This is a genomic window from Chryseobacterium cupriresistens (assembly GCF_046614675.1).
GTDB lineage: Bacteria > Bacteroidota > Bacteroidia > Flavobacteriales > Weeksellaceae > Chryseobacterium > Chryseobacterium cupriresistens.
The window spans coordinates 26,835-46,152 of sequence record NZ_JBKKJT010000014.1; the positions used below are offsets into that span (position 1 = coordinate 26,835).

At 37.9% G+C, this 19,318-nt stretch carries 16 protein-coding genes and 1 tRNA gene; 4 read left to right on the plus strand and 13 right to left on the minus strand.

The window, feature by feature from the left end:
• Position 1: 1 nt before the first annotated feature.
• Positions 2-451, minus strand: coding sequence for a GAF domain-containing protein (locus ACLI50_RS22230; RefSeq protein ID WP_411414658.1), 450 nt, complete (start codon positions 449-451; stop codon positions 2-4).
• A gap of 12 nt (positions 452-463) precedes the next feature.
• Complete coding sequence (locus ACLI50_RS22235) at positions 464-1,891, minus strand: nicotinate-nucleotide adenylyltransferase (protein WP_079240911.1); 1,428 nt, start codon at positions 1,889-1,891, stop codon at positions 464-466.
• A 54-nt stretch (positions 1,892-1,945) separates the two neighbouring features.
• On the opposite strand from ACLI50_RS22235, the gene ACLI50_RS22240 reads away from it, so the two are divergent.
• Together ACLI50_RS22240 and ACLI50_RS22245 are read left to right on the plus strand one after the other, a co-directional pair.
• Positions 1,946-2,713 carry an MBL fold metallo-hydrolase gene (locus tag ACLI50_RS22240; RefSeq protein ID WP_411414659.1) on the plus strand — a complete coding sequence of 256 codons (768 nt, stop codon included), beginning with the start codon at positions 1,946-1,948 and terminating at the stop codon, positions 2,711-2,713.
• 92 nt (positions 2,714-2,805) lie between these two features.
• Positions 2,806-2,885: transfer RNA gene (locus ACLI50_RS22245), tRNA-Leu, on the plus strand.
• A gap of 71 nt (positions 2,886-2,956) precedes the next feature.
• On the opposite strand, the gene ACLI50_RS22250 is transcribed toward ACLI50_RS22245, so the two are convergent.
• The 6 genes from ACLI50_RS22250 to ACLI50_RS22275 all read right to left on the minus strand — a co-directional run bounded on the left by ACLI50_RS22250 (position 2,957) and on the right by ACLI50_RS22275 (position 9,677).
• On the minus strand, positions 2,957-3,640 hold the full coding sequence (locus tag ACLI50_RS22250) for a hypothetical protein (RefSeq protein ID WP_343643892.1): 684 nt from the start codon (positions 3,638-3,640) through the stop codon (positions 2,957-2,959).
• 453 nt (positions 3,641-4,093) lie between these two features.
• On the minus strand, positions 4,094-5,671 hold the full coding sequence (locus ACLI50_RS22255) for a Na+/H+ antiporter (protein ID WP_202839653.1): 1,578 nt from the start codon (positions 5,669-5,671) through the stop codon (positions 4,094-4,096).
• 83 nt (positions 5,672-5,754) lie between these two features.
• Positions 5,755-6,288 (minus strand): dihydrofolate reductase family protein, encoded by a 534-nt coding sequence (locus ACLI50_RS22260; protein ID WP_202839654.1) that lies wholly within the window; start codon positions 6,286-6,288, stop codon positions 5,755-5,757.
• Positions 6,289-6,359: 71 nt separating this feature from the next.
• Positions 6,360-7,094 carry a helix-turn-helix transcriptional regulator gene (locus tag ACLI50_RS22265; RefSeq protein ID WP_202839656.1) on the minus strand — a complete coding sequence of 245 codons (735 nt, stop codon included), beginning with the start codon at positions 7,092-7,094 and terminating at the stop codon, positions 6,360-6,362.
• A 345-nt stretch (positions 7,095-7,439) separates the two neighbouring features.
• The gene (locus ACLI50_RS22270) at positions 7,440-8,759 is read right to left on the minus strand and encodes an aspartate kinase (RefSeq protein WP_202839658.1); all 1,320 of its coding nucleotides are present in this window, start codon (positions 8,757-8,759) and stop codon (positions 7,440-7,442) included.
• 222 nt (positions 8,760-8,981) lie between these two features.
• Positions 8,982-9,677, minus strand: coding sequence for a VIT1/CCC1 transporter family protein (locus ACLI50_RS22275; protein ID WP_202839660.1), 696 nt, complete (start codon positions 9,675-9,677; stop codon positions 8,982-8,984).
• 181 nt (positions 9,678-9,858) lie between these two features.
• Here ACLI50_RS22275 and lgt point away from each other — a divergent pair, with 181 nt between their 5' ends.
• Entirely contained in the window at positions 9,859-10,695 is an 837-nt protein-coding gene (gene lgt / locus ACLI50_RS22280; RefSeq protein WP_202839662.1) for a prolipoprotein diacylglyceryl transferase, read from the plus strand.
• Between the two features lie 79 nt (positions 10,696-10,774).
• Here lgt and ACLI50_RS22285 read toward each other — a convergent pair whose 3' ends face one another.
• Entirely contained in the window at positions 10,775-11,530 is a 756-nt protein-coding gene (locus ACLI50_RS22285) for an SDR family oxidoreductase (protein ID WP_137905888.1), read from the minus strand.
• A gap of 684 nt (positions 11,531-12,214) precedes the next feature.
• Between ACLI50_RS22285 and ACLI50_RS22290 the strand changes: the two genes are divergently transcribed.
• Positions 12,215-12,643, plus strand: a complete 429-nt coding sequence (locus ACLI50_RS22290; RefSeq protein ID WP_002981005.1) for a cold shock domain-containing protein — start codon at positions 12,215-12,217, stop codon at positions 12,641-12,643.
• Positions 12,644-12,892: 249 nt separating this feature from the next.
• On the opposite strand, the gene ACLI50_RS22295 is transcribed toward ACLI50_RS22290, so the two are convergent.
• Genes ACLI50_RS22295 through ACLI50_RS22310 form a run of 4 tightly spaced genes read right to left on the minus strand, consistent with a single transcriptional unit; the run spans position 12,893 to position 18,876 of the window.
• Positions 12,893-14,344: a TolC family protein gene (locus tag ACLI50_RS22295; protein ID WP_411414660.1), complete on the minus strand. Its 1,452-nt coding sequence runs from the start codon at positions 14,342-14,344 to the stop codon at positions 12,893-12,895.
• Entirely contained in the window at positions 14,325-17,447 is a 3,123-nt protein-coding gene (locus ACLI50_RS22300) for an efflux RND transporter permease subunit (RefSeq protein WP_110009173.1), read from the minus strand. Before ACLI50_RS22300 ends, ACLI50_RS22295 begins: the two co-directional genes overlap by 20 nt.
• Positions 17,448-17,475: 28 nt before the next feature.
• The gene (locus ACLI50_RS22305; protein ID WP_110009172.1) at positions 17,476-18,564 is read right to left on the minus strand and encodes an efflux RND transporter periplasmic adaptor subunit; all 1,089 of its coding nucleotides are present in this window, start codon (positions 18,562-18,564) and stop codon (positions 17,476-17,478) included.
• 60 nt (positions 18,565-18,624) lie between these two features.
• Complete coding sequence (locus tag ACLI50_RS22310) at positions 18,625-18,876, minus strand: hypothetical protein (protein WP_330745564.1); 252 nt, start codon at positions 18,874-18,876, stop codon at positions 18,625-18,627.
• Between the last annotated feature and the right edge of the window lie 442 nt (positions 18,877-19,318).

Consider the following 19,318-nt stretch of genomic DNA (forward strand, 5'->3'; position numbering starts at 1 on the left):
ATTATAAAATCTTAGAAACTTCATTACAAAGCCATTCTAATAATTCGCGGTCTTCCTGCGTGAAAGGATCGATTGTATGAGAATCAATATCGATCTGACCAATATTTTTTCCATCCTTAAAAATAGGAACTACAATTTCTGCTTTCGTATCAATGGAACAGCTCAAATAATTGCTTTCCTCATGCACATCAGGAACAACAAATGTTTCATTGGAAATGGCAACCTGACCGCAGATTCCTTTACCGTAAGGAATAATGGTATGGTCGGTAGGCGCTCCTACATAAGGACCTAAAATCAATTCATCCTTATCTCCGTTTTTGAAATAGAAACCTGTCCAGTTGAAGTAAGGAATCTCCTGATCCAACAGGTGGCATACTTTTTCAAGTTTTTCTTCTGTATTATGCTTAGGACTTTCAAGAATTGAGGAAAGTCTTTTCTTTAATTCTGACATTGTATATATATTTTAAGAGAATTGTTTTAGGGAAAGCTCTTCTTTATATCCGAACATTCCACGCTCTTTAATCATTTCTGCTACGCCTTCCGGTACCTGAGTTTCCCAGCCTTTCACACAACATGCAATTTTTCTTAATATCTCTCTGGAATAAATTTCCAAAAACTCAGGATTATAATTGGTAATATCTACGATACGGTTGTTGTGTTTGAAGTATTTGTATAGTTCTTTCAGGTTTTCTTCTACTTTCAGGTTGGAAGAATCCAACAGCTGATGAGTTTCCGGATCTTTGTAAGGATACAGATATACTCTCATTCCATTTCTGAAAAACTTACCGAATGCTTCAAGAATTCCTCCTGAAAGGTTTTTATAATATTTCTCGTCGAATACCATCAGCATATTATTTACTCCCATAGCTACTCCGATGTCTCCACTTGTATATGATGCGAAGTAATCAATCAATCTGTAATATTCGGAGAAGTTTGAAATAATAACGGTGTAACCTAGTTTTCCAAGAATATCTACTCTGTCCAGGAAATCCCTTTCGTCGATATCTCCGTCTGCTCTCAGATTGGAAATGGTGATTTCAATAAGAACTTCTGTTTCTTCATGAGTACAGGTAGCATCTTTGAAGAACATATCCATCCCGTTTTTAAGCATGTCAATGTTCACTTTCGTTACCGGTCTGAAACTTCCTCTTACCGCGAAAATATTTTTCTTGTACAATACATCTGCCGGAAGCATATTACTCCCCTGAGAATTGAAGATTACCGCATCGGTCATTCCATTTTTTACCAATTGAAGGGACATCAGTCTGTTATCAACATAGGCAAAAGCAGGTCCGCTGAAGTCGATCATATCAATTTCCAGATTATCTTTAGCAATATCATCGTAAAGAGACTCTACTAAAGTTCTTGGATTGTCGAAATAATGAAAGGCTCCAAAAATAAGGTTTACGCCCAGGTTTCCTAAAGTTTCCTGCTGAAGAGTAGCATCATTTTCTTTGAATTTTACGTGGATAACAATCTCATTGTAATCTTCATTTTCTTTAGTCTGAAAACGGATTCCCACCCAGCCGTGGCCTTTTACAGTTTTGTCAAAATTGATGGTTGTTACCGTATTGGCATAAGAAAAGAATTTTCTATCCGGATTATTATCTCTTGAAATTCTCTCTTCAATCAAAGCTACTTCATATCGAAGCATTTTGCGAAGCCTGTTCTGGGTAACGTACCTGTTTTTTACTTCTTTTCCGTAGATGGCATCACTAAAATCTTTGTCATAAGCAGACATTGCCTTAGCAATCGTACCGGAAGCTCCCCCTGCTCTAAAAAAGTGGCGAACAGTCTCCTGCCCTGCTCCAATTTCTGCGAAAGTACCATAAATAGTAGGATCTAGATTAATTGTTAATGCTTTTTGTTTAGGAGTTAGTTTCTGATACATTAGGACATGAAATTTTTTGTAAATTTACCAAAATTAAACCAACCTCAAAACAAAATGAAGTTGAAATTTTTAGGAACCGGTACTTCTCAAGGTGTACCCGTTATAGGCTGTACATGTGAAGTGTGTACTTCAGAAAATCCCAAAGACAAACGTTTACGTTCTTCCGTGATGGTTACCACAGACGAAAATAAAAAAATACTGATCGACTGCGGACCGGATTTCAGGCAGCAAATGCTTACCAACCATGAACATACTGTAGACATTGCTCTGATTACCCATGAACATAATGACCACGTGATCGGGCTGGATGATATGCGGCCCCTGATATTTAAAAGTGGAAAAGATGTTCCGTTGTACTGCTATTCAAGGGTGGCTCATGAGATAAAAAACAGATTTCCTTATGCTTTTGCGGATGTAAGATATCCCGGCGCACCCGCTTTTGAGCTACACGAAATAGAAAATAAGCCTTTTGAGGTATTGGACACAGAAATCACTCCTGTGGAGGTGATTCACTATAAAATTACCGTTTTCGGATATAAGTTTAAAAAGCTTGCCTATATTACGGATGCCGGGTTTATTTCTGAAACGGAGAAGGAAAAATTGAAAGATCTGGATGTTCTGATCTTAAACTGTATTAGAAAATTTGATCCCCATCCTGCCCATTTTATCCTTCCGGATGTGATTAAATTATTTGAAGAACTAAAACCTAAAAAATTATTTTTAACCCACATCAGCCATCATCTTGGACTGCATGATATTGAAGATAAGGAGCTTCCGGCCGGAATACACCTTGCCTACGATGGTTTGGAACTTAATTTTTAAAAAAATTCTTCAAAAAGCTTTTGAACATTGAAAAAAGTTCCTATATTTGCACACCAATTTGAAACAAACATCACGTTTGAAATCAACATCAGGCCCAGGTGGCGGAATTGGTAGACGCGCTGGTCTCAAACACCAGTTCTTAGGAGTACCGGTTCGATCCCGGTCCTGGGTACAAAAAACCTCTGAAATCATTTGATTTTCAGAGGTTTTTGATTTAAAAATTATACTCATTGAAATATTGCATTAGATACCATAATACACAATAGTAACTGATCCCTGAGTTATTCTAAAAACCCTGGTATAACTTGCTGTAACTGTAACAACATCTCCAACATTAAAAAACTGAGTTCCTGCCAGGTTATGTCCTATATATTGCGTTCCATCCATATGTCCCGAAACATTAACTGAAAATGAAGAACCGTTTTTAAAAATCGATGTGGTAGCACTCCCCCCTGAGGGGTTGTTCATGGAGGTATCATATTTTACAAACACTGAAAAATTATAATATCCTGCTTTATTTATGGTAAAAGAACCATTATTATAGGTCATATTGGCTACATTATTTTTATTGATCGTAAAAGCAACTGTATAATCAGTATTTGCTGCCTGATTAGCAGATGTATTAGCTAAACCTATCGTAGAAATAGCAGGTATATTCAGGTTGCTTGCATCTGTCAAAAAGCCGTTGGAATCCGTGCCTAATACTCCAATATTTTTGTATTTTTCAAGCCGTACTCCACCGTCATCTTCCACTCGCATTAATTCTTTATTTGTATTGTCATTAACCTCAAGGGCTTTGGTTGCACTAGAATTACCTTTGCTGACAACATCAAGCGCTGCACTAGGAGAAGAGGTATTAATACCAGTTTGTGAATATGCTTTTATAAAAGCAAATAGGATAGCTAATAATAAAAATTTTTTTTTCATAAAAATCGGATTTTAAATAATTCCGGTCAAAAGTATGTCCAAACCAGTCTTCAGTTCAAAATCACAAGTACATCAAAAATACATCATCATAATAACAGGTTGAAAATCAAAAGAGAAAAAATATAAAAAAGAAAAAAAATTCTACATATCCGATCTAAAGCTTAATGTTAACAACGATTCCACCTCACAAAAATGCACCCCCGTTATAAGAAGCTTTTACCTACTTTTGAATTATCTAACCTTTATTTTCAGTATAATCTGATTATTTTGAAATTGCCGGCAGAAAAATTCAGTCTCTAAAAATAACTGATTAAGAAAAACAATGTAGTGTGAGGATCATTTATCTGAACTATGTCTGTGAAAGGAGACTCAATAAAAATTATAAAAAAGAGTCCGTTACCAACTCATGAAAACGGACTCTTAATAATCAGAATTAATTGTGACTGAATACTATCAGCCTTTCATATTCAATCTTTCCTCCTGCAAGTCCAATAGTCTCAGATGTTTTCTGATGATATTTTCATCCAGTAACAGTTCCTCACGGTTTTTATGGATAAGCCAGCTTCTTTGGGTGTCGAGAATGTCAATATAAATATGTCTGTATTCTTCGTAATTTAAAATAATTTCAGAACTGCTCAACTGGTTTTCATATTTCTGTAACTGATCTTTCAATGCGGGAAAACTGTCTATTTTATCAGCATAATCGCTCCGGATTTTATCAAGCGCTACTTTTGCCAGACTGTTCTGAATGTCGTAATCGATTTCTTTTGCACTTCTTACGAAATCGCGGTCTACCGGCGGAAATTTTTTAAGTAGAAAAGGAAGCGTAAGTCCTTGCAAAAGCAGCGTTACCAGAATCACAATAAATGTAATAAATAGGATCATATTTCTTTGTGGAAACGGAGATCCATCATCTAAAGTCATAGGAATGGAAAGTGCTGCCGCCAGGGAAACTACTCCCCGCATGCCGGTCCACCCAATAATCAGGGGAGTTTGCCAGCCTGGTGACTGTGGATCCGCAACGGTAATAAAATTTCTCATAATCAAGGTGGTTATCAACGCTCCATATCCTGCTAAAATCCGGACAATAATCAGGACCATAGTGACTGCAATTCCATAGCCAATCGCAGTGTAAATATCTGTGTCGCCTAAACCTGAAACAATTTCCGGTAAATCTAACCCAATAAGCATAAAAACAATCCCGTTTAACAGAAAGCAAAGACTTTCCCAAACTGTTACCGTACGTATCCGGGACGCACTGCTGAGAAAATCATGGCTCCGATAGGAAAGAAACAGTCCTCCGGTTACTACTGCCAGGACTCCTGATGCATGCAGTTGTTCTGCAGCCAGATACATAGAAAACGGAGCAATAAAAGTCAGCAGAATATCTATATTTGAATCGGTAGGTAACATTTTATGGATTTTCAGAAAGACGTACGCTATTACAAGTCCGATCCCCATACCTCCGAAGCACATCCATACAAAACTTCCGGCTGCTTCATGCCAGACAAACTGTCCGGTTGCAGCAGCAATCATAGCAAACCTGAAAATAATCAGAGAAGAAGCATCATTCAGCAAACTTTCCCCTTCCAGAATGGAAGAAAGCCTTTTCGGAACCTTTACAAATTTCAGAATTGCCCCGGCACTCACGGCATCAGGTGGAGAAACAATCCCGCCCAATAAAAAACCAAGAGCCAGAGAAAACCCGGGAATAAAATAATTGGCAAAAGCTGCTACAGACAATGCAGTAAAGAAAACCACAACAAAAGCAAAGCTGAAAATAATCCTGCGCCATCTCCAAAGTTCTTTCCATGAGGTTGACCACGCAGCTTCGTATAGCAAAGGAGGTAAAAAAATGATAAATAGTAATTCAGGCTCTATTTTAACAGGCGGCACTCCGGGAATAAAACTGATGACAAGTCCGGCCAATACCAGCAAAACCGGATATGCTACTTTAATCTTATTAGCCAGCATGATCAGCATGGTAATTAAGAAAACCAGGAACAGATAAAATTCAAAGTTTTTAAGCATAGGAAAAATTTAGATACTTAAATATATATTAAATTTTTAAAAACCATACCCATTTTACTTATCACAGTTTTATCGGAAAACTATTACTTTTTTCTATTATAATGCAGCTGTATCAATCCGGTTTCAAATGTTTTTGCAGTAATATATTCAAGTGCCTGCTCGGGGCGGCCATCTTTAAAAAGCTTTGTTCCGCCGCCTAATAAGACAGGAATCACAGAAATAATAAATTCGTCTATCAGATCATGCTTCAATAATTCATTGATTATTTCAGCACCACCATCACAATATATATTTTTTCCTTCCCTGGATTTTAAATGGTTAACCAATTCTGTTATATCTCCTGTATAGAAAGTCGTTCTGCCCTCTTTCGGCCTTGTTATTCCTGTGATTACGTAAACATCCCGCTGGCCGTTGTCATAATGAGACGGGTCAATTTCTTTCATCACATAATCATAGGTTTTCCTACCTACAATTACAGTGTCAATTCCGGCAGTAAAGTCCGCATAGCCGTAATCCTCACCTTCTTTTTCAACGATTTTCAGAAAGCTCAGGTCGTCATTGGGCTGGGCTATATAGCCATCTAAGCTCATAGCAATAAAAAGTGATAGTTTTCGCATTGATTTTAGTTTTAATATAGCAGCAAATTTATTTCTACACAACGATCTGCACTTTGTAAAAATGCGACAAATTAAAGAAATGAAGGTGCAAGTCCCGTATTTCGTTTGATTTCATTGGTAAGATGCGAATGATCATAATAGCCGCATTCAAACGCAATTTCCAATAAGCTCCGGTTTTGATCTGAATCTTTAATCAAACTCATAGCATACTGAAACCGGATAATATTTGAATATTCCCTGGGTGATAATCCGATTAGCTTTTTAAAATTCCGTTCCAGCTGCCTTACAGTCGTACAATGTATTTTGGCCAGCTCGTTAATACTTATCTTTCCGTTTACTGAATGTATATGATTAAGCACTTCCTGTAGCCGGATGTTTTTGTTTTTTAATCTATTGGAAAAGAACTGGTTAAAATAATAGAAAGGGTTGTCAGATGTTTTCTCAACACTAAAGGAATGGACTTTATCAAATTCAACAGTGGCATTTGTCAATTCATTTTGTGAGGCATAGCTGTAAAAATTTGAAAAAGTGGCAGGTTTCAGACACACGCCTGCTAAATGGGTTTCGCTATCAATACAACTATCTTTAAAAGTATTCATGGCACCCACTACATAAGTCTTTCCATGTTCCATGGTGAATAAGCCATTATCCGTTACACATTGATCTCCCAAATTGATGAGTATACCTGCGCAGCCATCCGGGAAAACCCTTTCCCATTGTCTTTCTATGAGATTTTCTTTCAATTCCCAATAGAAATGGATAAAAGGTTCTAATTCTTTACAAGGTTTTGCTTTTTTGTACTGCATGGCTTATACAATTCGCTCTTTAGGTTATCTGTAAGTATTAGTTAATATTTTTAATAGTACATATTCTGATGTATTTTAAATATACAAAAATATCCCTTTACAGATGATTTCTATACCCAATCTTATTCTCAACAAGGAATTATGTATTTAATGTAATGGTGACTTCGTTACATAAATAAATCCCAGCCTGTAGTCTGGGATTCATTGTTCATAAAACGTTCATACAAAATAACCATGAAATGTATTTTGGTCTCTTCAGATTGCACACTTACCTGCTATTTTAACTCTGATGATGATCAGATTTAAGAAATAGTATAATCATCTTATTGAGAATTGTAATTATTTTTAAAACAATCTGTTATGAAGGGATCTCAAGGCTTCGATCTTGTAAGCAGATGAAACAAGCAGTGAAATATTATTTTCACTTCCACCATAGGAAATCATTCTGATCGGAATATGTTTTACCGCCTCGGAAACAATAGTGGCATATCCGTTGTTGTTTTTTCTGAAATCTCCTACGATACAAACGATAGACTGTTCGTTATCAATCTCAACGGCTGAAAAAGATTCCAGTTCTTTCACAATTTCAGAAAGATAATCGGTTTGGTCTATGGTAAGTGAAACAGCTACTTCAGAAGTAGTAATCATATCAATAGGGGTTTTATAGCGTTCAAAAACTTCAAAAACCTTTCTTAAAAATCCGTAAGCCATCAACATTCGGGAAGACTGAATACGGATTGCCGTAATATTATCCTTTGCTGCTATAGCCACAATCTGATTTTGATTGGTAGTTTCTCCGGAGATCAAAGTTCCGGACGCACTTAAATTCATCGTATCCAGCAATCTTACGGGAACATTATATTTTCTTGCCGGAAAAACACTTTGCGGATGAAGAATTTTAGCTCCAAAATAGGATAATTCGGCAGCTTCGTCAAAACTAAGTCTGGCAATAGATTTTGTATTTTGAACATATCTCGGATCATTATTATGGAATCCGTCAATATCTGTCCAGATCTGGATTTCTTCAACCTGCAGTGCCGCTCCTAATAAAGAGGCTGTATAATCTGAACCTCCTCTTTGTAAATTGTCAATTTCACCCTCAGCATTTCTGCAGATGTACCCTTGGGTGATAAATAAGGTTTCCTCCGGGAATTCTGCAATTTTACGTTCTGCATGTTCTCTGATGTAATCGATATTCGGTTCTTTATCTTCATCAATCAGCATGAAATCAAGCGCTGACAATAATACTGACGGAACTTCAATTTCTTTTAAGTGTAAATGGAAAAGCGTTGTTGAAATAATTTCTCCCTGAGCCAGAATAACACGCTCTGCACTGGAGTTAAAGTTTTTATTTTTAAACTGATAAAACAGATCAAATATTTTGTCAATGAATAGTAATGCTTCTGAAATACCTTCTTCAGTTTTAAATAGCTCATTGACAAATTTTTTGTATTTGTCGTACAGTACATCAATATGTTGGTAAGCGGCTTCAATATCTTTGTTCTCATACAGCTCTGATAATTTTACCAAATCGTTTGTAGTTCCGGAAACAGCTGATAAAACAACAAGGTGTTTATCTGCTGCCTGAGATCTGATGATCGGTAATAACTGTTCGATTCTCTCCGGACTTCCTACTGAAGTTCCTCCAAATTTTAATACTTTCATAATAGATATAAATTGTTAAATATTTTCCAAAAAAAAAGAGCTTGTCGTGATGACAAGCTCCTGATATATTTTAGTTTCTAACCAAAGGAAAATGACTCACGACGTTCGACGTAAGTTCTGTTTCTTTGCTTTTTTAAGGTTAGATAAAATCATTTTCTTTTTTTGCTGGGCAAATATACGGATTTTTATTAATCTCACAACAAAAATCATTTTATCCGGCATTTATGCAACATTAACCCCGAAAATATGCCCTACCAATGCTGTAATTCCCATCGCAACGGTTCCCCAGAAACAGATTCTTAATACCGCTATCTTAATGCAGGAACCTCCGGCTCTGGCAGAAATTGCCCCCAAAAGCATTAAAAAGATGATTGAAAAACCATATTGGAAATACACCATTTGTTTGAGTGGCGCCAAAAGAGAAACGGTAAAAGGCAGTAAAGCTCCCACAGCAAATGAACCGAATGAAGCCATTGCTGCCAGCAATGGCTTGGCCTGTGTTATTTCATTAATTCCCAGTTCGTCACGGGCATGTGCTCCAAGCGCATCGTGTTCTGTAAGTTCAATAGCTACCTGCATTGCCGTTTCCTGGGTACAGCCTCTTTTTTCATACACTTTGGCCAGTTCTCTAAGCTCTATTTCCGGCATCTCTTCAAGTTCCCGCTTCTCGCGTAGCAAATCTGCTCTTTCTGTATCTTCCTGAGAGCTTACAGAAACATATTCACCGGCAGCCATAGACATTGCCCCGGCAATCATACCTGCTAATGCAGCAAGGATAATGATATGACGTTCCGGTTCTGCCGCCGCAACTCCAATGACAATACTTGTGGTGGATAACAATCCGTCATTTGCTCCCAATACAGCTGCCCTAAGCCAGCCTACCCTGTTTACATAATGTTTTTCCAGCTGATGATGCATAAATTTTCTTTTTGGTGGCAGGCTAAAGTTACCCAATATTTCGTCAAGAATCATTTTAAATTATATTCATTCTTACAGGGAAGGCTCCCCAATACAGCATTAATACACTATAAATCAAAACATAACATTACAAAACAGCATCATTCTGTTCAGAAAATCCTATTTTCTTATCTTTGCAGCAATGAATTTATTATATATCAACTGGAATATTAATCCCGAAATCGTCAATATCTTAGGACTTCCCATAAAATATTACGGATTATTATTTCTTACGGGACTTGTTTTATCACTTAATATTTTAAAAAGAATTTATAAAAAAGAAGGCCTTAGTTCACAAGCCCATGAGGCTTTATTCTCCTACGCCCTGATCGGAATTCTGGTGGGTGCAAGACTGGGGCACTGCTTTTTTTACGATTTTGATTATTATTCACAACATCCGCTTGAAATATTTTTACCTATTCAAAAAGGACCGGATGGGGTTTATCATTTCACCGGATTTGCCGGTCTTGCCAGCCATGGCGGCGGTATTGGTCTGGTGATTATGCTTCTCATTTATGCAAGAAAATATTCTATCCCATTCATGACCGTTCTGGACGCCATAGCGATTGTACTTCCGCTGGGTGGTACTTTCATCAGGCTGGCCAATCTCATGAATTCTGAAATTATAGGAATTCCTACTGATGTTCCATGGGCTTTTATCTTCCGTCAGGTTGATGATCTTCCGAGACATCCGGCCCAGCTTTACGAGGCCATCTCTTATTTTATCATTTTCCTCTCTGTTTATTTTATCTACAGGAAGAATATCTTTAAAATCGGAAAAGGGTTTTATTTCGGAATAAGCATTCTGCTGATCTTTATTATGAGAATCCTGATTGAATTTATCAAGGTGGATCAGGTAGAATTCGAACATGGAATGAGCTTAAATATGGGACAGCTTCTGAGTATTCCGTTTGTTCTTCTCGGATTATTCTTTATGATCAAAAGTATACTGGAGAAAGGAAAGGTTAAAACCACTTAATTTCCTTATTCTTTTACCATAAAAGAACTCACTGAAAGTTGTTTTCAGTGAGTTCTTTTTTTTAATGGATTTACAAATACTATCTTGTTGTATATCCGCCGTTGGCAAATATGGTCTGCCCCGTAATCCACCAGCCTTCTGTTACCAGGAATTCCACCAGCGGAGCAATATCCTTAATATCGGTAAGCCCTCCCAATGCGGATGCAGACTTATGATAAGCGACAGCATCGTCAGTTTCCTGTCCGTAGAAGAAAGGAGTATCCATCGGACCAGGTGCTACTGCCGTTACAGAGATACCTCTTGCCCCAAATTCTTTGGAAGCCGCTCTTGTAAAATGCTCTACCGGTGCTTTTGCTCCTGCATACGTGGAATACAATCCGGTGTACGCTGCCAGCAATGAAGTAACAATCGTACAGATTTTTCCGTGATCGTTTAGTTTTTTACCCGCTTCCTGTAAAAAGAAATACGCAGATTTCGAGTTTACATTGAACATGGTGTCATATTCAGCTTCCGTCGTTTCAGAAAATGGCTTTTTCAATACCATCCCAACAGTATTGATGGCAATATTCACTCCTCCGAAACGGGAAATAGTTTCATCGAAAAACTTCGTGATATTGTCTACTTTGGTAAGGTCTCCCTGAAATAAGAATGCTTCCGCTCCTAATGCCTGTACCTCAGCCAATGTTTTTTCACTTTCAGCTCTTGAGCTTTCGCTGTTGTAGTGGATAGCCAGCTTTGCTCCTTTTGAGGCAAAATCTCTGCTTAATAATCCTCCTAAGTTTTTACCTCCTCCGGCAATTAAAACCACTTTTCCCTGTACATTTTGTGTTGACATGTTTTTATATTTAAATGTTAATAAAACAAAGGTCAATAATAAAAATGGCCTCAACATGGTGAAATTTTCGGGAATTTTTATTTATTCATTTAAACCGAATAAAAAATGTTTATTATTTTATGTAAACAATAGTTTTTAATAGAATGCTATTTACCAACCAGATACACTTCGGAACACGTCATTTCAGTTAAACACTCCTATATAATTCCCAAACCAACCTCCATTTTAGGCATAACATTTGATACCTTCCTCCCGTATCACGCACCACCACTTCATTTTTAATATATTTTTTTATAATCCTCAGACTTCTGAGGATTTTTTTATAGTATTATTACAATTTTATGTACTGCTTCACACAGAACACAAGCATTAATTAAAACCATTTCTGATAATCAATCATTTAAAACCTGATTATTCATTTTATTGTTGTATATTTGCATATTAATAAACCAAGTCATTACTTTGTTTTCTGTAACGACCCGAATATTTTTTATTCAGTCTTTGCCTTTTGAGCAGCCATCTTTTTAACTTTTATTCTTCTATTAAAGAACAATACTTGTCGGAATTTTAAAGCTCTGTATGATTGGAAATATCCAAGACAGGAAACATCGGCAGGCTTTATAGGTCTGATACAGACCAGATTGAACCAATTAATTTATAGAAACTAAATACTAAAAATAATTTATGGCAGATTCTTTTTCTAAAAAGGAAAATTTCAAGAAAAAAATTCAAAAGCAAAAAGAAAAGGCGCTAAGACGCGAAGAACGTAAAACGAACAACAACAAAGGGAAGGACATGGAGGATGTATTCATGTACGTGGATGAATTCGGAAGATTAACATCTACTCCCCCTGAACAAAGACAGGAAGTAAATCTTGATGATATTCAGTTGGGTGCAGCACCTATTATTGAAGAAGATCCAAGAAAAACAGGAATTGTTACTTTCCTGAGCGAAAAAGGATATGGTTTCATTACGGAAGATAATTCCAAAGAAAACATCTTCTTCCACAATAACAACTGTGCAGAGCCGGTGAAAAAAGGAAACAAAGTATCTTTCGAAAAAGAGAAATCTCCTAAAGGATTTTCTGCTGTTGAAATTCAGCTTGTTAAATAATATGTACTAAAAGTGATTTTGTTCTGACAACAGATTCATTTTAAACCATACACAAAGAGACTGCCCGTTAGGACAGTCTCTTTTTTTAGGGACATATAAAAAAAGTTAACTTAACTTATAAAAAGTTAGATTGTAACGCAATATGCCGGAATTATTTCAATGATCATTACGGGAATCCGTAACCTTTGATTACATTATAAAAGAAGCTGCCTGAAAAGACAGCTTCCTTCATCGTAAAAAAAGTAAAAATTAATCCAGTTTCCCTCCCAGTGCTTTAAACAGCAGGACGTTATTTCTGGTATTCTGATGCTGGAACTGTAGTAAATCCAGTTCAGCAGTTAATTTGCTCTTCTGTGAATTGATCAGTTCAAAATAGTTGGCGTATCCGGTAAGGTACAGATCATTGGAAACCTCAACACCACGGTCTAGAAAGCCTACTTCTTCTGATTTCAGTTTCAGAACACGTTCATAGATCTTGGTCTGTTTCAAAATCGACTGCAGTTCATTAAAAGCTGTTGTGATACTTTTCTGATAGTTTAAAAAGGCAATTTCCTGCTCTTTGCTCGCTACCTTAAATTCATATTTCAGCTGCCCTTTATTGAAAACAGGAACCATTAATCCTCCCAACAACTGTCCGGCCAGTGAACTTGGTTTAAACAGGGTTTCAACGGAAAAAGAATTCAGTCCGAAACCGGCCCCCAGATCAATCTTGGGATAAAAAGCAGCTCTTGCAGCCTTTGCATCAGCCTGAGAAGCTTCTAAAACATAATAATTGGCAGCTACATCCGGTCTTGAATGGATCACATTTTCTACATTAATGGTTTTATTTAATACTTCCATATTGGTAGGCATCAGTATTTTACCGCGCTTCACCTCTCCGCCATAGCTTCCCGTTAATGTTGTAATCGCCTGCTCTACTGTAACAATTTCCACTTTGATATGTTCAATCTCTGCCAGCCAGTTGTTATTCTGGGCTTTAAACTGCTGTACTGCCAATTCCGTAGCTTTTCCCACTTCACGCTGGGCCAGAACAATTTCAAAGGCTCTTTGCTGAAGTTTATAGTTTTTCTGATAAATCGCAAGACGGTTATCTAAAGCAATCAGCTGATAATAGAGATTCGCAATATCTGTGAAAAGCTCTACCTGCAATAATCTCAATCCTTCCGTTGAAGCGAGATATTTCTTCTGCGCAGCAATCTTCTTATTTTTCAGCTTTCCCCAGGCATCAATTTCCCAGCTGCTTCTTGCTCCCAGCCAATAGTTAGGAGTAAAATCCCTGTTAATTTTCTGGTCTTCCGTAATATTAGGCGAAAGATTGGTATCATAGTTTCCCACACCTTCCATTGTATATTTTCCATAATGATTACCGGAAACCTCTGCTCCCACTTCAAGGGATGGCAGCAGATCCATCTTTGATCTCTGAAGGAAGCTGTTGGCAATTTCCACTCTTTGCCGGGCAATCTGGAAGTCCGGATTTGCCTGAACTACTTTATCAAAAAGCTCAAGCAGCTGCGGATCCGTAAAGTAAGCTTTCAGGTTGATCTGCCGGAACTCATCAGGGTTTTTATTTTGATCTGCTTTAATAATCTCTTCTGGTAATTGCTGAGCCTTTTTCAGCTCCGTTACTTTGGGAACAGCACACGAAACAAGGCTCAGTGATGCTATTCCGTACAATATATTTCTATGATTTAATCTTTTCATTTTTCTTCTTATTTTCAAGTTTTGCAAAGAATATATACAGTCCCGGAATCACCACCAGTCCGAAGATGGTTCCAATCAGCATTCCTCCTGCTGCTGCCGTACCAATGGAACGGTTACCAATGGCTCCGGCTCCTGATGCAATACACAAAGGAATAAGCCCTGCTACGAATGCAAAAGAGGTCATCAGAATCGGTCTCAGACGCTGTCTTGCCCCTTCAATAGCTGCAGGAATGATATCAAATCCCTGTTTATTTCTTGCCACGGCAAATTCTACAATCAGAATGGCATTTTTGGCCAGAAGTCCGATCAGCATGACCAATGCCACCTGGGCGTAAATATTATTATCAAGGCCCATTATTACCAAAGCGATATAGGAACCGAAAATTCCTGTTGGAAGGCTTAATAATACAGGCATTGGAAGAAGGAAACTTTCATACTGTGCCGCTAATAAAAGGTACACGAATAAAAGACAAATCGCGAAGATATAAACGGTCTGGTTTCCTGATAGGATTTCTTCTCTTGTCATTCCTGACCATTCAATATCGAATCCCCTTGGTAAAGATTCTTTGGCTACACGTTCCACAGCAGCAATAGCATCCCCGGAGCTGTAACCGTCTGCGGGTTCTCCATTGATCATGGCTGACATATACATGTTGTACCTTGTAAGCACTTCAGGACCGTATACTCTTTCGATAGTAATGAAAGTGGAAAAAGGAACCATTTCGCCTTTATCATTTTTTAAATATAAATTCAGAATACTTTCAGGGGTATCCCTGTGTTCCGGACTTGCCTGCACCATCACTTTATACATCTGGCTGAAACGGATAAAGTTCGTAGCGTAGTAAGATCCCAGCATCGTCTGCAGCGTAGACATCGCATTGTCTACAGATACTCCTTTCTTCGCTGCCATATCATAATCCACATTGATCATGTACTGCGGGAAAGTAGCATCAAAACTGGTAAAACTGTTCTGCAGTTCGGGCGCTTCATTGAGTTTTTTAACAAAATCCTTGGTGATCTTATCTGTATTTTCAATCGTTCCTCCGGTTCTGTCCAGCAAACGTAATTCAAAACCACTGGTATTCCCGAATCCGGGAACGGTTGGCGGCGCAAAGATCTCAATCTGGGCATCTGCAATACCTTTTGTTTTATCAGAGAGTTCTGCAATGAGATCATTTACTGAAATACTTCTTTCTTTCCAGTCTTTCAGGTTGATCATCGCCATTCCGTAAGAAGAGCCTGCAATTTCAGTTACGATACTGTACCCTGCAAGTGTGGTCACGTTTTCTACTCCTTTGATCTTCTTGGCAATCACTGTTACTTCATCCAGTACTTTTTCAGTTCTTTCTACCGTTGCGCCCTGCGGAGTGGTAACACTTACGTACACCATTCCCTGGTCTTCCATTGGGATAAATCCGGTTGGCAGGAATTTGCTGGTCACGAAAGTAAGTCCGATAAATAAAAACAGCAGTCCGAAAGTTACTGTAGTTCTTGTGGCAAATTTTGATAAAATACCTACATAACCATTCGTCAGTCTTTCAAAACCGGTATTGAAACTCTGGAAAGCCCTGTCGATAATCGTTTTCTTTTTATTGTGATCATGAGGTTTTAAAATAATCGCACAAAGTGCCGGAGTAAGTGTCAATGCATTCACCCCTGAAATGACAATACTGATGGCCAGCGTTAATGAAAACTGACGGTAAAATACTCCTACAGGACCATCCAGGAAAGCCACAGGAATAAATACCGCAGACATAACGATCGTAATCGCTACTACTGCTCCTGCAATTTCTTTGGTGGCACTGATGGTGGCATCCATCGCATTCATTCCTTCTTCCATTTTAACGTGGACGGCTTCAACGACGACAATAGCATTATCGACGACAATTCCGATGGCCAGAACCAACGCAAACAATGTTAAAAGGTTCACTGAGAAATCCAGCATATTCATGAAGGCAAAAGTTCCTACCAAGGCTACCGGTACTGCCAGTACAGGAATCAATGTGGAACGCCAGTCCTGAAGGAAGATAAATACTACAATTCCAACCAGAATAAAGGCCTCAATAAGCGTTGTCAGTACCGCACTGATGGAAGCATCAAGAAATCGGGAAACATCATAAGCCATGTTATATTCCATTCCCGGCGGAAAAGAAGTGACTTTTAATTCTTCCATTTTTGCCTTTACACTTTCAATCACTTCAGATGCGTTGGAACCCGGGCGCTGCTTCATCATAATGGATGCAGAAGGTCTTCCGTCTGTTTTGGAAACCATTCCGTAGTTCATGGCTCCAAACTCCACTTTAGCAATATCTTTAAGCTTTAAAATGGTTCCGTCCACATCAGATCTGATGGGAACTTCTTCATATTGTTTAGGCTCAAAAAACTTTCCTTTGTATTTGATAACATACTGAAGCTGGCTTGAGGTTTTACCAGAGGTTTCCCCTACTTTTCCAGGTGCAGCGGAAATATTCTGTTTTTGCAGGGAAGTGATTACCTCATCTGCAGAAATATTGTACGCTGCCATTTTCTGAGGATCCAGCCATACTCTCATCGAATATTCTTTCTGACCCATAATCTCAGCACGGCCTACTCCATCAATACGTTTCAGCTCCTGAAGGACGTTGATATCTGTAAAGTTATAAATGAACTGTTCATCCTGGCTCGGATCTGTACTGGTGATATTAAGGTACATCAGCATACTGTTCACCTCTTTTTCAGTAGTTACCCCGGCTCTGATTACTTCTTCAGGAAGTTCATCAAGAATAGTCGTTACTCTGTTTTGAACGTTTACTGCAGCCACATCAGGATCTGTTCCTACTTCAAAGAACACCTGAATAAGGGTAAGCCCGTCATTGGAAGTCACCGTAGACATATATGTCATCCCCGGCACCCCGTTGATGGCACGCTCCAGAGGAAGGGCTACCGCATTGGCAGACACTTCGGCGTTCGCTCCTGTATATTTTGCTGTAACGGTTACTGAAGGAGGTACAATATCGGGAAACTGGGTGATCGGCATTTTCAATAACGCCATAATTCCCAGCAATACAAATAATATGGAAATAACCAACGAAAGAACCTTCCGTCTTATAAACATTTCTACCATAGTCGATTGATTTAAAGATTATGAAAGGTTAATACTTCTTTTTGATTTTGATGATATCTCCATCTTTTAAAGACTGAGTTCCTTCATAAATGATTAAATCTCCTTTTTTAAGACCACTTTCCACCATATAAGAATCTCTCAGGGTAGTTCCGATCTTAATATTGGTCATTTTCACTTTATTCTGTTTATCTACTACAAAAACATAGGTCTTATCCTGAATGGAGAAGGTCGATTTTTGTGGAATAAGGATCGCATTATCCTGCTGTTCGGAAATGATAAGCTTCCCGGAAGTACCGTGTTTGATCAAACGGTCCGGATTCGGGAAAAGCACTTTATATCGAATAGAACCTGTAGTTCTGTCGATTTCCCCTTCGGCTGTTTTCAAAGCTCCGTTGAACTGGTAATTGACTCCATTAGGCAACGTCAATTCAATTTTTTGATGGTTTCCGATTTTATCGTTAGCTAAAAGTTCAAAGTATAAGTTTTCAGGAATGGAGAAATAAGCGTACACTTCGTTCAGTTGTGAAAGTGTGGTTAATAAAGTTCCGTTTTCCACTAAACTTCCGTCTTTATGAGGAATAACGTCAATCACTCCATCAAAAGGTGCTGTAATTCTTGTAAAACTTATTTTCTGAAGAACGGTTCTTTTTTCTGCATCGGCAAAGGCATGTTTTGCCTTTGCTGAAGACAGTTTTGCCTTTACCATTTCCAGCTCGTTATTGGCTACAAATTTCTTGGCATGAAGACTCTGAATCTGCTTCAGCTCTACTTCTGCAATACGAACGTCTGCTTCAGTCTGTTTTAATGCTGCATTGGCTTTCAGAAGTTCCATTTGCAGCTCAGCATCATTAATTTTGAATAAAGCCTGTCCCTGCTGAACAAACTGTCCCTCGTTGACATAGATATGCTGGATAATACCTCCGATTCTGGAACGCATTTCAACATTTTTTTTAGCCTGGATATCGGTGACAAACTGGTTGCTCACCAATGTATCTTTTTCCTTGATTTCCAGTACGGGAACTTCTTTATCTTTTTGATTGTTTTTTTTCTTGTCTTTACTGCATGACACAGCGAATAATGTTGCAAGAATGCAAATTATTACAGTTTTAAAATACATTTTTAAATGTTTAAGTTATAAGATTTCCGTTAAAATGATTTGGCATTCAGAAACTTAAACCTAATACAGCTGGAGGAGATGGAGAAAGGATTTAACGCCACAAATAGTGGAAACCGCAATCTCAGGAAGGGAAATTTTTGGAATAACTTTTAATATTCCTGAAAAGTCTGCAATGGCAGAATCATTTTTTTTAACTGAATGTTTTACAATTTTTGAAGCAGCAGGCAGCGCATGCGTATTCATATCTGCTTCCTCGTAAACATCCAGAACATGAATGTTGGTTACAGGAGGAACATGAGGGATATTTCTCAATGATTTTTCCGCCCAATTCGAATTGAAAAGGGAAAAAACCAGTATGATATAGAATAAGAAAAATGACCTCAGACCTGCCATGTCAATCAGAATACTTTAGTTTTTCAGTAAAAACGATAGTTATGCAAAAATAGGGATTTCTACTGGAAAATCCGGCCATGAAATTGTTAAAAAAACTTAAACAATTAGTGAATAATTCTGCTCATTCGTATTTGAATTCCTGCGGAATGACAATACAACGCAAAGTCTATTCATGCAGTCTGTTATTGCGTAGGAATCCAACTTTTAAAATTCTGAATGAAAAATGGGATTAGGTTTTGGCTCCTATGTTTGCAAAAGAATAAATTTACATACAAAGCAAAAGGGGTGAGAGAACAGTTTTGGCTAAATAACTCAGGAAGTATATTGTGCTTTAGAAATATCCTCACTTCTTTATTCCTTT